Below are 1,069 nucleotides of genomic sequence, written 5' to 3' on the forward strand. Positions count from 1 at the left end.
CCTCGCCCGGACACCCCCGTCGTCGTCCTTGCCAAGCCCACCAAAACAGCCCCAACCCCACGGACGCAGCACTAAAACACCGATATTGCTACTAGGCCGACACCGTCCTCGTCCTCCCAGTCCAGTGCATCGTCACTGGAGGAGGACCGCCAACTGGCCGATTTTTTGGTCGAGTTGAACGGGCAGGACTCCGCCTTCTCGTTCGGCTGCTGCGGATCCGTGAGGTCCGTGATCGGGTCCACGCTGAGGAAGCGGCCCGTCGTGGGGTCGTGCCACGGGCGCCCAGGTGCGTCAGCCCGGTGTCGGAGGTGTCGTCGGTTCCGTCGACGAAGCCCCTGGCACCGTCCCAGGAGTTGAGTGCCGTTCCCCGGATGCCTCCGAAGGTCACACGCCGCCCGGAGCGGCACCCCAAATGGCGCGTCACACCACAACAGGGCAAACGTTGTCTGATCCCGCACCGGCGCCCGTGTCGACTCCGGAGCGACCGCGGCGGCTCCGGGGCACATCCGAGGCGATCACGAAGTGTTATATCGGGCAAAAGGTGACAAATAGGGTTAGGTTTCCTCTCGCTTACTGCCGAAGTCCCGGGGAAGAGTGAGTGCTCGGTTCGCGACCCCCCATCGGCTGACGCGATCGTGCCGCTGGTCGCACCGGTCCTGTACGCGAAGGTGGCGGAGCCGATGGCGATGAAGAACGGTCACAGCCGGTCGGTGGTGGTGCGACGGGCGGCACGGTGGGCTCCGTACGTACGCACATGGCGCGTTCACGGGAGCGGCGCTCGGCGGCTCGACGCGGTCGTATCCGTCGCACCTGCCGTACCTGTCGTACTTGCCGTTCACCGTCCTCGACCATGCCGGTCCGGCCCTGAACGTGCCCATGGCATCACGGGTTTCGAGACCGGGAGAGCGGACCCGGTCGAGGCCGATCCCGGAATGCCGGCCCACTAGTAGTGCTTGGTCAGGTCGGTGTGAGGCGGTATGTCGCGGTGGCAGGTGGGGCAGGCGCCGGCCCAGGCTGCGAGCAGTAGCTGCAGTTCGCGGACGACTTGGTAGAGGCTCAGGCCGGCGCC

General features: G+C 66.6%; 1 pseudogene. It reads right to left on the reverse strand.

Going from position 1 to position 1,069, the window contains the following annotated elements:
* Positions 1 to 200: 200 nt before the first annotated feature.
* A pseudogene (locus tag ACZ7L9_RS38110) lies at positions 201 to 394 on the reverse strand (RHS repeat-associated core domain-containing protein); the annotation flags it as partial.
* Positions 395 to 1,069 lie beyond the last annotated feature (675 nt).

It is taken from the genome of Streptomyces sp. NPDC111516 (genome assembly GCF_055635345.1).